19 protein-coding genes and 1 pseudogene are annotated in these 11,264 nt (G+C 56.9%); all 20 read right to left on the bottom strand.

Going from position 1 to position 11,264, the window contains the following annotated elements; all coding sequences use genetic code 11:
* Positions 1 to 398: pseudogene (locus ASH01S_RS16500) on the bottom strand (hypothetical protein); the annotation flags it as partial.
* A 3-nt stretch (positions 399 to 401) separates the two neighbouring features.
* Positions 402 to 677 carry a hypothetical protein gene (locus tag ASH01S_RS16495; protein WP_067929540.1) on the bottom strand — a complete coding sequence of 92 codons (276 nt, stop codon included), beginning with the start codon at positions 675 to 677 and terminating at the stop codon, positions 402 to 404.
* A gap of 3 nt (positions 678 to 680) precedes the next feature.
* Positions 681 to 857, bottom strand: a complete 177-nt coding sequence (locus tag ASH01S_RS18660) for a hypothetical protein (RefSeq protein ID WP_157067204.1) — start codon at positions 855 to 857, stop codon at positions 681 to 683.
* Entirely contained in the window at positions 854 to 1,075 is a 222-nt protein-coding gene (locus ASH01S_RS16490; protein ID WP_067929539.1) for a hypothetical protein, read from the bottom strand. The genes ASH01S_RS18660 and ASH01S_RS16490 overlap by 4 nt, the downstream gene beginning before the upstream one ends.
* A complete protein-coding gene (locus ASH01S_RS16485; RefSeq protein WP_067929538.1) occupies positions 1,072 to 1,575 on the bottom strand; it encodes a hypothetical protein in 504 nt (167 codons plus the stop codon). Before ASH01S_RS16485 ends, ASH01S_RS16490 begins: the two co-directional genes overlap by 4 nt.
* Positions 1,568 to 1,690, bottom strand: a complete 123-nt coding sequence (locus ASH01S_RS19555) for a hypothetical protein (RefSeq protein ID WP_281178240.1) — start codon at positions 1,688 to 1,690, stop codon at positions 1,568 to 1,570. Before ASH01S_RS19555 ends, ASH01S_RS16485 begins: the two co-directional genes overlap by 8 nt.
* 4 nt (positions 1,691 to 1,694) lie before the next feature.
* On the bottom strand, positions 1,695 to 2,204 hold the full coding sequence (locus ASH01S_RS16480) for a hypothetical protein (protein WP_067929537.1): 510 nt from the start codon (positions 2,202 to 2,204) through the stop codon (positions 1,695 to 1,697).
* A gap of 21 nt (positions 2,205 to 2,225) precedes the next feature.
* Positions 2,226 to 3,446, bottom strand: a complete 1,221-nt coding sequence (locus tag ASH01S_RS16475; protein ID WP_067929536.1) for a hypothetical protein — start codon at positions 3,444 to 3,446, stop codon at positions 2,226 to 2,228.
* 40 nt (positions 3,447 to 3,486) lie between these two features.
* Positions 3,487 to 3,639: a hypothetical protein gene (locus ASH01S_RS18655; protein ID WP_157067203.1), complete on the bottom strand. Its 153-nt coding sequence runs from the start codon at positions 3,637 to 3,639 to the stop codon at positions 3,487 to 3,489.
* Between the two features lie 136 nt (positions 3,640 to 3,775).
* Positions 3,776 to 4,525, bottom strand: coding sequence for a P-loop NTPase family protein (locus tag ASH01S_RS16470; protein WP_157067202.1), 750 nt, complete (start codon positions 4,523 to 4,525; stop codon positions 3,776 to 3,778).
* Entirely contained in the window at positions 4,476 to 4,769 is a 294-nt protein-coding gene (locus ASH01S_RS16465; RefSeq protein ID WP_157067201.1) for a hypothetical protein, read from the bottom strand. Before ASH01S_RS16465 ends, ASH01S_RS16470 begins: the two co-directional genes overlap by 50 nt.
* Positions 4,769 to 5,071: a hypothetical protein gene (locus ASH01S_RS16460; protein ID WP_067929533.1), complete on the bottom strand. Its 303-nt coding sequence runs from the start codon at positions 5,069 to 5,071 to the stop codon at positions 4,769 to 4,771. Before ASH01S_RS16460 ends, ASH01S_RS16465 begins: the two co-directional genes overlap by 1 nt.
* The gene (locus tag ASH01S_RS16455; protein ID WP_157067200.1) at positions 5,052 to 5,408 is read right to left on the bottom strand and encodes a hypothetical protein; all 357 of its coding nucleotides are present in this window, start codon (positions 5,406 to 5,408) and stop codon (positions 5,052 to 5,054) included. Before ASH01S_RS16455 ends, ASH01S_RS16460 begins: the two co-directional genes overlap by 20 nt.
* An 89-nt stretch (positions 5,409 to 5,497) precedes the next feature.
* Entirely contained in the window at positions 5,498 to 5,962 is a 465-nt protein-coding gene (locus ASH01S_RS16450; RefSeq protein ID WP_067929531.1) for a hypothetical protein, read from the bottom strand.
* 123 nt (positions 5,963 to 6,085) lie between these two features.
* Positions 6,086 to 6,274 (bottom strand): hypothetical protein, encoded by a 189-nt coding sequence (locus ASH01S_RS16445; protein ID WP_157067199.1) that lies wholly within the window; start codon positions 6,272 to 6,274, stop codon positions 6,086 to 6,088.
* The gene (locus ASH01S_RS16440) at positions 6,274 to 7,104 is read right to left on the bottom strand and encodes a hypothetical protein (RefSeq protein WP_067929529.1); all 831 of its coding nucleotides are present in this window, start codon (positions 7,102 to 7,104) and stop codon (positions 6,274 to 6,276) included. The genes ASH01S_RS16445 and ASH01S_RS16440 overlap by 1 nt, the downstream gene beginning before the upstream one ends.
* Positions 7,088 to 7,495, bottom strand: coding sequence for a hypothetical protein (locus tag ASH01S_RS16435; RefSeq protein ID WP_067929528.1), 408 nt, complete (start codon positions 7,493 to 7,495; stop codon positions 7,088 to 7,090). Before ASH01S_RS16435 ends, ASH01S_RS16440 begins: the two co-directional genes overlap by 17 nt.
* Positions 7,492 to 10,002 (bottom strand): DNA polymerase type-B family protein, encoded by a 2,511-nt coding sequence (locus ASH01S_RS16430; RefSeq protein ID WP_067929527.1) that lies wholly within the window; start codon positions 10,000 to 10,002, stop codon positions 7,492 to 7,494. The genes ASH01S_RS16435 and ASH01S_RS16430 overlap by 4 nt, the downstream gene beginning before the upstream one ends.
* Entirely contained in the window at positions 9,995 to 10,642 is a 648-nt protein-coding gene (locus tag ASH01S_RS16425; RefSeq protein ID WP_157067198.1) for a hypothetical protein, read from the bottom strand. The genes ASH01S_RS16430 and ASH01S_RS16425 overlap by 8 nt, the downstream gene beginning before the upstream one ends.
* A gap of 358 nt (positions 10,643 to 11,000) precedes the next feature.
* Positions 11,001 to 11,264, bottom strand: a 264-nt coding sequence (locus ASH01S_RS18920) for a hypothetical protein (protein ID WP_169794267.1), incomplete at its 5' end; no start/stop codon positions are given.

The raw sequence follows: 11,264 nt of genomic DNA, 5'->3' as shown, positions 1-11,264 counted from the left end.
GTGCTTTTGCTAGTCGTCGTGGTCTTGGTTGTCGTGGTCGTCGTGCTCGTCGTCGTGGTATTCGAATCCGATTGCGGAGGCGGCTCGCTCGTTGCCACGGTTACGGTCGTGCCGCTGCCCACCGTGTTATTGCTGTCGGTGGTCGTCGTCGTCGTGGTGTTCGTCACGCTGCCACTTTCGGCGTAGTTGTTGCCCGTCCCGTAGTCGATGATGGTTTCACTGGTCGGAATGTACAGCGTCCCGCCGACGCTTATCCCATCCATCGTGCCGGACGTATCCGATGAGGATGAGGACCCGCCGGAAGAACGAAAGACCAGAAGGGACAGGACGCCCAGGCCCGCACCTATGGCGATCATCATCGGCAGTTTGTTGTCTCCGTTGTCGTCAAACCACGCCATGTGTCAGCACCCCCCAACGGCGTTCACGTCCAGCACGTTCGGCGCGCCACCCGCTACCACGCCAGAGGGCAGGGTGCCATACGTGCGCACGATGTCGGGCACGTTGTACCCGATAATCGGAGCAAGGAAGGCCGCCGCCGTCTGATCCGGGTCGTAAATCCCCACCGCCTTGTCGCCTTCCATCGCCCAAACGGACGGAGAGCGGACAAGATGGGGCTGAATTTCCGCCGGCTGCGGAATGGCGTCACTCCCCAGCAACCATGGAATGAGGCCGCTCATACATCATGACCCCCCAGGATAAGACGCGAAGTTGCCCTTGCTATTCCGACCCTGCAGGGTCAGAATGAGCTTTTGCAGCGCGCTGCCGCCCGTACTGATGTCACTGGTCGTCCCTTTGTAATAGGCCACCAGAATCAGCACCAGAATCAGCACAAACATGTACCAAAACACCTGTTTCATGAGGCTTGCACCTCCCCTTTGATCATCACGCGCTGAATCGTGTCCCCGTTTTGCACGAGTAGGAACACCAGAATGAGCACCAGCGCATAGTAAATCAGGCGATATCCGGTGCGCGACTGCGCCCAGTAGTAGAGCAGCAGGAGCAGAATCAGCCACCCGACGGGGGATATCGTCAGGTTCACCGACTGGTTTTGGCTCTCTCCAGTGGAAACCGTCATACGGGCGACCCTCCTGTCGTCAGCGGAATCACCGTGGCGCTGCTCGTACTCTCGTCGCTGGACCAGGTGGAGCCGCCCCCACTGGTTTGTCCCCCGTTTGCGTCATAGGTCACGGTTCCAAGCAGACTCCCCCACACCAGGGATAGCCTTGACAGGCCACCCTTTCCTGGCGTGACGGCAAACAGGATAAATCCAATCACGAACAGGAGCAGGCCGATTCCGCCCGGTGTGGGGAGATCGGACAGGCGCGGCAGCCGAACTTTTGGCATGACAGGCAGACCGCCCGGCCAAATGCGCACCGCATCCCCCTCCGAGTCGGCGTCCTCGATCTCCCCTTCCACCGCCTGCGCGTCAATCACGACATCCTCTGGCCGCTCGGATTGGTTGGCCCCTCCCTCACGGCCTAGCGCATCCTGCGCACCTGCATCCTGGGCCTGTGCATTCCCAGGCGCATCGACCTGGGCGAGATACGACTGCACCACCTGATAGCTCTCATCCACTTTGGACCGCCACCTTTTGCGGGGCAAAGATGGTCGCCAAAAACGCCGCCAGCCGCCCGGTGGCGGACAGCCAGATGAGCAACGCCCCAGCCAGAATCAGGAGTAGGCTGCTCATGCGCTCACCCCTTTTGCGCGGGGGTCTCCGGCCCAATCGCCGCCTCTTGCGCCGACTGCTCGATTTGCTGCACGGTTGGCTCGGCCCCCTGCGCGGCCTGTGCATCCGAGGCGCGCAACTGCGCGACCGCCTTTTGGACAATGGCCTCCACCGCCTGCTGTTCCAGAGAAGAGAGTGCAGGCTGCTCGGCTTTCGGCACCACCTTGGACAGCCAGGCCAGGACCTGGGGGGTGAGCACCCACACGTACCCCAGGCACAGGAGGCACACCAGAGCCTTTAAAATTTCTGGGTTCAGAATCTGCCCGGCATTGTCGCTGATAAACGTAGGGATACCCAACGCAAAGAAGGCGCTGCCGAGCTTTTGTAACTGCTTGGCCTCCTGATGAAGGTTCAAGAGAAGGTCCACCGCGACCAGGGCCAAGAGCACCCAAAACAACGGGGATAGGGTATGGTTGACCCAGGTGACGGCCAGCACCGCCATCGCGCCCAGGCCTTTCATGGAAACACTCGCCACTTTCACGCCTCCTCTCCCCCTTTAGCCGGCTATCGTCAAGCCCGCGCGGTTGAGAATCACGCCATAGGTCTCCACGCGCGGGGTGGTCACGCTGCCCACCGCTCCGACTTGCCAGCCCAGGCGCGCCGCCGGGAATCCGTTGGCGGTTACGTTGAGATAATTGACGCCATCGAGCAAAGACGGGTCGGACGTATTTTCTGTCGGTGCAGCAAATACCGTCACACCCTCCGGCAGGTCCTGCCCAAACTGCTCCCGCACGTATTGGTAGTAATCTTCCATGCCCCCGGTCGTCGCGTCCCACTTGCGCAGCAGGCTGCTGGTGTTCTGCGCCCGATCGATCTCAAAGAGTTGCAAGTTATCCGCAGAACAGAACGTGCCCGAGCTTTGCCCGTCAATCACGACACTCAAAATCAACGCGAACTCATACGGGTTTTCGATACGTTGGTACATCGGCGTCCCCGCGGTGAGCGGATTGAGTTCCTGCGTCTGAATCCATTGGACGGACGGCACAAAGTTCGCATCCAAGTTCGGCTGCAAGTAGTCTCGGGTCCAAAAACTTTTGTAGTCCCGGTACACAATGATCACGTCAATTGTCCCCGTCACGGTCACGGTCCCGTTCGTGTCAATCACGTTATCCAGCGGGTCTGTGCCGACTATCGCGGGCGCGGGCGTGACGTTGATTTGAAGCCGTGTTCCGGTGCCCATAATGGGTATCAGTCCGGCCACTGCCAACGGATGCACCGTATTGAGCGGAATTTGGATGTCGAATTTCAGCGGGTTGTCGCCTTCATTCAGAGTCAGGTCCTGGGCAATCAGGTTCTGGATATTGCTCACGCTATAGCCCAGTTCCTGGCCCGGATATTGGCGCAGATACCCGCGCATCCGGTCAATCAGGTGCGCGATATAGGGATGCACGTCGATGAGCGTGTTGCCAAACGTAATCTGGATATTCTTGAACAAACTATAAGGCGCCGCCGCCGTGGGAGTGGCTACCGGGTCCGAGGACGCCGGCTGATAGTTCACGTTGCCTGTAAACCGGACAATGATTCTCTCGGCAAACGCGCCTTCGGTAATCGGTGCCAGGAAGTTTTTGGTATTTCCTCCCGGCTGAAAATCCGTCCCGTTTTGCGCGTCCGCTCGCATCCATTGGCGGAAACTGTACTTCATGAATTTCAAGTTCTGCTGCCGTATCTGCTGCTGCTGTTGCTGCTGTTGCTGCTGTTGCTGGGACGTGGTCGCCATGCTGGATACCCCCCTTTGACCCTTTTGCGGATTTTGCGGATTACAGCGTTCCTTCCGTCGCGAGATTCTGCGCTTCCTCGGCTACCTTCCCGATCACAGGCGCTTTCGATAGAAGCCGCAGCAGGACCATGAGAACGATAAGGGCGATCAGCAGCCCTATCAGCGTCATGGAATACTGCTTGATAAAGTTCACGGGGACCCCTCCCGTTTTGAGTTTTCGATCAGAACCACCCTATTCCTGGGAATGTTGGTCGTCAAGAGGGAAGAGACGAGGGAAGAGACGGGGAACTTTTTCCGTAAAAAACCCGGTCCAGAGGACCGGGCTTTCGTCAGTCTCCAAAAAACTCGCTCAGGTCGGTGTAGTACACCGGAGGATTCTTCGCCTTGGGTTTGCGGGCATCTCGGTACCAAAAACCATACTCGTCCGGAGGTTCTTCCTCGACCGCCTTGCCCATCACCCGAGCAATCTTTTGCAGGTCGTAGGTATCATTTAGGCGAAATCGGACCATGTGGGTCGTCTGCCGGATGACGCTGGGCGGAATGTAGCTCGGGCTTTGCGTGGTCGTGATGAGCGCCTGATAAAGGCCCCGGCCCTGCTTGATCAGGATGTCATAGTAGCGCGGGAACTTTTTGCCGCTGCTGTCGGTCAGACTGGATAGCTCATCTACATAGGTCAGCGACGGGACCCCGGCCCGATATAAGCTCATAAAGAAGGCGTCAAAATGGTCTTCCGTCACCTGTTCCGGGTCCGGTTGCCACACGATAAACTCCGGCCCGTGCTTGGGGGCTACGATTTTGGGCGGAATCGAGTCCCGGTGCAATCGCCCAATGCCGGGGCGATAGAACATCCGAAAATCATCCCGGCCTATCCGAGAGGCCGCAAACCCTTTTGTGTCCAGGATATAGATGGGCAGTCGGCCCGGTTTTCGGGCCGCCGCTCGGTAGTACGCGGTGAGCAGCCTCCGGACAAACGTTGTTTTCCCCGCGCCCGTTGCGCCGATGATCACCCATCGGTCCTCCAGGCTAATTTCAATCGGTCTGCGCCGGGTCACTCGATGGTTCAGTCGTGGTTGTTCCACTGGTTCCCGCCTCCGAAACGCCGCTGTCGTCTTCCTCTTGACCGCTGGGGGACGCGTACCACGCGTCCCACCACTGATTCAACGCCATCTGTGCGCAGGTCAGACTGCACACATCGTAATATTCAATCCCCTGCCTCAACGTTGTGCTGGGAATCCCAAACGAAATGCGCGTCCAAGGGGACTGCGTAGAGCTCGGCAGCGTCACGGTTTGCCCGCACACGTCGCATTTGAAGACGGTTTGCATCACGACGCCTGCACTTCCTTCGCCGTGAGCGTAATCGGCTGTTTTTCGAGTTGCGCCGCCGCCCCCGCCACGGCCAGGCGCACCAAATGCGTGAGCGTATCCACCCCGTCCGGTCGCTTGAGTTCGGGGTGTTTCATGGCGAGATACGCCAAAATCATCCCGCCCAGGGACCGAATCGCGCCTTCAAAGCGGTGAAACTCGCTTTCGGGCGCGTTTAACCACTCCAAAATCCGAGGCTCCCACTGTTTGGCCAATTCCTGCACGTCCACCTCATACTTCTTGTCATTTATTTGAAGCCACACGTTGCATCCCTCCCAGTCCCGGCAGGACAAACCCGCCATGCTCGGCATAAAAGCGCATCGTCATAACCGCGCGCGGGAACGTGATAATGCCCACGTCCAGGGCCCGGTATGTCCGCGTCATTTTGCGTATCGCTGTTGCGGCCACCTTGGACGCCACGCCGAGACTTAGCAGATGGTCCACTATCGTCTCGACTTCCTTATCATCCACACTTTGCCAAATCCATGCCTGCGCTTGGTCTTTATTCGTTAGCGTGATGCCTTGATCCAGACCCCGAAACAGGATTTTCAGCGCCTGCATGAGGTGGGGTTTGAGTTCTCCCGTCTCTTTTTGCGACAAGGGTTTTTCCCAGGTGAAACCAAGCCGCCTTGGAGCCTCGGGAATCGCAGGCGGCAACGCTCCGGTAAAACGGACCCCGGTCGGTTTGCTTACTTGAGCTTGTCGAGGATTTCGGTTCTCAGCTTGATCAGCGCCGCCGTTGCGTCCATTTGACGGCGCACGGCCTCGTCTACCGCTCCGATCTGTTCCTGCCAAAGCTCCAGGGTCGTTTGCAGGGTCTGCGCCGATTCCACCAGTTGCCCCGCTGCCTGGCTCAGAAGCGCCTCCAGATTCTCCACCCGCTGTTGCTGCGTCTGCACCAGCTTGACCAGCCCGTCGACGACGGATCTCATCGAGGAGATTTCGCTTTCGACGGTCGCGGTCGCTGCTGTCGCCCTCTCGACCGTCTCCACCGCCACGGTCGCCGCCGCTGCGCTCGTTTCCGCTGCCTGTTCCGCCGCGGCCTGCGCCGCCTGCGACTCCTGCGCTGCGTTCTCGGCCTGGGTCGGATTGCTGTCGGGTTCGGTCGGATTCTCCGGCGTCTCCTGAATGTGAATCGTCGTTTCCTCGGCCACGGTTCATCCGCTCCTTTTCTATGAATTCCCCTTCAGATTTTGATCCGTTTGCGCGTGTCTCGTGGGCCACACTCACCCCTCCCATCGTCCCCGTTAGCGGCGTTTTACGCACCCGTTGGCGCATTATAGATACGGTTTCAGGTCATCGTAGCTGAATGTGCTGTACTGGATACTGTTCTGGTTGAAATACTTCCGCATCGCATCAACCAAAGGTTGCGGCGTATCTTTCGTGATGGGAACTTGGTTTCCCATGCCATCGTCATAAGTCTGCTGTAGAGACCAATTCACTGCAGTTTGTGTCTGTGATGGCATCATCCTTGAACCCCCTCCATATAAACCGAAATCGAACCCGATGTGGGTGCAGTTGCGCATTGCAAAACTACTTCTATCATGCTGAAAGGTTCATCTAAAGCCGCGAAGGACCCGGTAGCTGCCGTCGTCTGCGCAGTTATGAATGCATACTTTCCAGCTTGTATATTAAAAGTCGCAGCCGTAAATCCATTGAGATTCAACGTTCTTACATTGAATGAAAGCGTACATGACTGATTTAGTGAACTTACTATGAATAGGCTCTTTTTCCCTGAATAAGACTGTACATTGATATTCCCAGAACTATGCGGGTTAGTATCTGCTATCGCCAATGCGTTTATAATTGTGACTTCCTGTACACTCCTGCCCGTTAGCGAAACAGGCTGAATTTGCGGCCAGTTCGTCACCGTCACATTTTCTGCAGTGGCCAAAGGCAACGCATAGTTACTCCAGAACATCACCACTAAAGCGGAGTTCTCACACGTCAATCGAGTCCCATCTGGGAACGGCAGTGGATTCCACATCAGGGCGGTTAGATTATATTCCAGGTCTTGGCCCATTACCGTCACATTCAGTGTGACAGGCTCTGTCGTGAACACATACAGATATTTGTATCCCCGGCGGTCCACCATCACGCCCTGGGAGTTAATGACCATCTGTTCCTGCTGGCTGGCCCGCTCCAAGAGCATCTGCGCCAGGATTTGCCCCGCCGCCTCTTTGAGTGCCTTGGAGAGTTTCAGGTCCTCCACCTGAGCCGGAGCCGTTTGCACATTCGTATTCGGCAGCGGTTCCCGCTGCGGGACTTTCGGGGTGAGATTATCCAGCAGTCCCATAGTCATCCTCCCCTTTCCAGTACATCGACGTTTTCCGATGCCAATACCGCCGCCCTATGAAGAACTTCAGCACGACCAATTGATTACGGATGGTCTGCTGCTCCAAGGGCAGGTCATAGGGCGGGTCGGCAAACTCATAGGTCTTGCTGTTGTTTTGGCGGTGGCGGTGGTAGCGATAGGCCCACATCTTGTACCACCCCGGATAATTGGTCCCAAACTCATCTTTGAGCGAATCCAAAATCGCATAGTACAGGTCCTCGTAGTCGGCGTCGGTGAAGTCGGGAATCACCAATTCCCCGTTATGACTTCGACAGCCTTTGAGCGATTCATACAGTTCATCCAGCGTGTAGCTCACACCCTTGCCTCCCTTACCATGGATTCCCCAGGTCATTCATAGGCCTCATACTCCAGCGCAGACGTCCATCCCTGGGTCTCCAGTTCCTCCTGGGATAGGGTCTGGTCGTAGGGCACTTCCACAGGCTCCAGATTCAAAAGATAGGGGGTGGATGCCTGCCCCACCGGAGCGGTCTTTGCCGGGAACCACACCGCAGGTTGTGTCCGATCCTCACGGTCCGTCACCTCCCGTTTGGAGTGCAGGGAAAAGTTTTCGTCACGCGTAACCTCTACAAATTGGAATCGTTTATCTCCATAAGATTTCGGTTGATGCAATGCCAACGAACGCGTCACAAACAACCTCACCGTGACGGGATACGATTCCCCCCGTCTCCAGCGCGCCAGCGCGTCCTCGTAGTCAATGTCCTTGGAGACACCCCGGTACTTGCGCGTAACTTTGATTTTGCAGAACTTCACCTTCCGCTTGCGCTCGGAATGGGTTTTTCTCGACACCTTAAACCTTATGGGCCACATGGAGGCAAGCTGATACACACCCGGCAGCAGTTGCGTCGCATGGGCATATTGCGTGACTTCCCAGGACCCCAGACCATCTCCTAACTCCACATTCAACGGCACGGTAGACAGCACGCCATCGGTCATAAAGGAAACCACCCGATGATCCCAATCCGGCCCCACAGCACGGTATGCCAACGCCCGGCACACGCTCGTAATCCAGGCCGCAGCAAACGTGTGCAGATACTTATGCGCGCCGACCTGTTGGATGGTTTTTCCATAGACGCTGTTAATCACCAATTTCAGCGCCTTTTCGTGCGGTTGTCCTGCGTGTTTCGCTTGGAGCCGGACGCCTGCCATCTCCAAGAGCTTTTGCGCCGATGTGCATACGTTCGGCAGACGGTAGGTACCCGCCCCCGCCGCTTCTGTGCCTCTCAACACCAAGCCGCCCACGACCTGAATGCCCTGTACATTGAAATCGTAATAATCCCCGTTCTGCACCGGCCAATGCTGCATAGCGGCATACACTTCCGGGGACATCACCCATCCTTCTCCATTCGGAGGAAAATGCACGTTCCCGTTCTTCTCCCGAAAGGGGAACGGATAGAAGTTCGCTCCATCTGGCAACCACCAGCGAACGTAGTAGCACCCCATACGCCCCTTCGGATCGAGGCCATCCACCCATTCCAAATCATCCGGCGACCACGCAGGCAGGAGGGAAAACGCATAAGGATAGGCCGACTGAATATCGTACCCATACAGAGGGCCATCAAACTCCCCAATAAAGGCCGCCTCAATGCGACCCCCATAATAGGCCGCCGCGAATGCATCGGCCCAGGTCTCTTCCGACGCTTCATGCATGAGAGCTTGCCGGGCTTGTGGCTCATAATCCTCAGCCACAATTTTCTCCGGCTGCTCCCACGTGGCCAACTGGTTTATCAGGTCGGATACGCTCATCCCCAAAACGTCAGCCATCTGGTCCAGAGGAAGGCCTGTTTTTCGCGCCACTTTGCGCCGGACCGCCACCGGAACCCTTTCTCGGAATTCGGTGGCATACGCCATCGTGCTAGTGGGAGTAAGAAGGCCCCCATGCGCCAGCACATCTGCGACGATGTCCCTTCGCATTCCCTGCCACTCGCGCTCTTCCTGGGCCATCCTTTCCGCCTCGGCCTCCACCAGATGCCGAGGGAGCAAACTTTCCTTCGCCCACTCGGGCGTATCCTCCGGCAGTCGGAGTGCCGGATGCTCGTCTACCCACGCGGTTTGATTGAGAAAATTGGCGGCCCGGCTCCCCGGCCCATACCAAATCCTCGGGCCGTGATTTGCTTGAAGCCCAATGGCTTTCCAGGCCATCTCATCGGCTTCCCGCAGAGCTTCCATGAGCTTCACAAGATAGATCAATTCATAGCGGTTGTATTGTTCGACAAAAGGAAGATCGGCCTCCGTGAACTCTCCACGCCCAGTCTTGCCTCTCCGAATAATATCCGGCACATCTATCTGCCATTTTTGCAGCGCCCCGATAAAACTGGACTGGAAAAAGCCCAACACATCGACCAATTGCACCGTGCGCTTTTTTCCATTGCGCATTTCCTGCGTAATGGTCAGCATTTTGCGGGGAATATAGGACAGAAGATACCCCTCATAATCTACCTTTTCCTGGCGATTGACCATGGCGTCGTAGTCCGCATCGGGAACATCCCGCAAAATGTTCTCAATATCATACGAGAGGCCAAATCCCACCAGGGCATTGCGACCGGAAACCCGGTCCATGAGGTAGTGCAGGATGCTATGGGTATCCAAACCCTTCGCACTGTATAGGGTGTCCTCTCCAGACATTTGAACCAAAGTATACTTCCCATCCCAACCCTCGCCGTCAAACCCGATAAACCGACCTGTCCAGCGCTTTTCTTCCCGCGCAAGCTTACGCGCCTTGCGCGCGCGTTTCTTCGGTTGCGCAGGCTTCTCCTGCACGCGGGCCGAGTACCGAGTCTCAAACGGAAGCTCATCCACTCGCCACGTCTTACGTCGCCGGGGGCGCTTTTGGTCAGACATGATAGAACACCTCCCAGTAGCGATCGCGCATCCACTCTTTGCGCAAAAACTCGCGACGCTCCTGTGGTGTCATGACCAGCCGCTTTTCTGGAGGGAGGTCCCTCCCCGGATTATAACGGCCTCGCTCCGGGTCCCAATCAGCCCCCACAGTCCGCAGCTTGTTATACGCGGCGCTGGCCTGCTTCTGCCACTCTTTCAGGTCACGCAGATGCCGCGCCACGCGCGCATTGTACTGCGCATCCGTATCCCCCGGTCGGCGCTTGGGTTTCTTGGCGGTATAAATTTTGTGTGTCAGAACTTGCAGGTCTTTGATCGCACCGTATTGGCGCTCATATTCCCGTTTGGTGAGAATGCCTGCATCCCTTTTCAGTTCCAGGAGAGCGAGTTTTTCCCGCATGGATTGACGGGTTTGTTCCAAGGGGGTTGAACGCAAACGAGGTTTCGAAGACTCTCGACGGCCCTGAAAATCCGCCCAGGACCCATCGTAGGGGTGCGCACGTAGGTAGGCCCGGACCATTTCGCGTTGTTCCTTGGTCCAGGTGGATGGATCACGATGCACGGCCCGGCGCTGCGCGACCGTGCCCATTGGGTTGGAGGACCGGGGGGACCCCTTCCCCCGGCCTGTCCGATTGGTGGCCATGCCCCTATACCTCACTTCAATCCCTTTGCAAAACCCCAAAAACCGGCTTGTCCTACCGGTTCCCCCAGCCCTAGTATAGCACATTTTCCCGCGTCGGGAAGGGTGGACGAACCTCCACGAATCTGCTATACTTGGGGCTGCAGAGGGATATATGTGGATTTGAGCGGGACGCTGGGGGGCGTCCCGTTCGACTGTATTCTACCAGATTTGCGTGGTAGAATCATAGAAGCATATCTCATCCCATCACATGGTAGCGCAGGATACCCATATCGCACCCCGCTGGAATGATTCCGGCGGGGTCTTTTTCGGGCGGGAAGTGAAGTTTACAGTTTGAAGGTTAAAGTTTGAACGTTAAAGTTTAGTCTGCCTCTATCAACTCGATTCTCCACGTGTGCCACCCCGCGCGAAGGACCGCATCCACATCAGGCTCTACCGGGTCAATGAAACAAGCATCCACATACGCAGGGACGGATGTACCATCCATTTTATGCCAAATACCGAAATAGGTGGCTTCGGAAACTTCACCATCCGCCCGCTCCACCTGGATAGAAGTCACCTCCAATTCGCCCTGGGTGAACAAATCAATGCGATAGGCGTTCACATTCCAATATGTGGTCATCAC

Origin of the sequence: Alicyclobacillus shizuokensis NBRC 103103 (genome assembly GCF_001552255.1) — a bacterium.
GTDB lineage: Bacteria > Bacillota > Bacilli > Alicyclobacillales > Alicyclobacillaceae > Alicyclobacillus_G > Alicyclobacillus_G shizuokensis.
Note: the sequence above shows the minus strand (reverse complement) of the source record. Positions and strands in the feature narration are given on the sequence as shown.

Excerpts from the sequence above, each read along its gene's own strand:
- ASH01S_RS16435 (WP_067929528.1), bottom strand. The coding sequence starts at position 7,495 with ATGACCTGGGGAATCCATGGTAAGGGAGGCAAGGGTGTGAGCTACACG.
- ASH01S_RS19555 (WP_281178240.1), bottom strand. The coding sequence starts at position 1,690 with ATGAGCAGCCTACTCCTGATTCTGGCTGGGGCGTTGCTCATCTGGCTG.
- ASH01S_RS16430 (WP_067929527.1), bottom strand. The coding sequence starts at position 10,002 with ATGTCTGACCAAAAGCGCCCCCGGCGACGTAAGACGTGGCGAGTGGAT.
- ASH01S_RS16440 (WP_067929529.1), bottom strand. The coding sequence starts at position 7,104 with ATGGGACTGCTGGATAATCTCACCCCGAAAGTCCCGCAGCGGGAACCG.
- ASH01S_RS16475 (WP_067929536.1), bottom strand. The coding sequence starts at position 3,446 with ATGGCGACCACGTCCCAGCAACAGCAGCAACAGCAGCAACAGCAGCAG.
- ASH01S_RS16490 (WP_067929539.1), bottom strand. The coding sequence starts at position 1,075 with ATGACGGTTTCCACTGGAGAGAGCCAAAACCAGTCGGTGAACCTGACG.
- ASH01S_RS16425 (WP_157067198.1), bottom strand. The coding sequence starts at position 10,642 with ATGGCCACCAATCGGACAGGCCGGGGGAAGGGGTCCCCCCGGTCCTCC.
- ASH01S_RS16445 (WP_157067199.1), bottom strand. The coding sequence starts at position 6,274 with ATGCCATCACAGACACAAACTGCAGTGAATTGGTCTCTACAGCAGACT.
- ASH01S_RS16495 (WP_067929540.1), bottom strand. The coding sequence starts at position 677 with ATGAGCGGCCTCATTCCATGGTTGCTGGGGAGTGACGCCATTCCGCAG.
- ASH01S_RS18660 (WP_157067204.1), bottom strand. The coding sequence starts at position 857 with ATGAAACAGGTGTTTTGGTACATGTTTGTGCTGATTCTGGTGCTGATT.
- ASH01S_RS16465 (WP_157067201.1), bottom strand. The coding sequence starts at position 4,769 with ATGCAAACCGTCTTCAAATGCGACGTGTGCGGGCAAACCGTGACGCTG.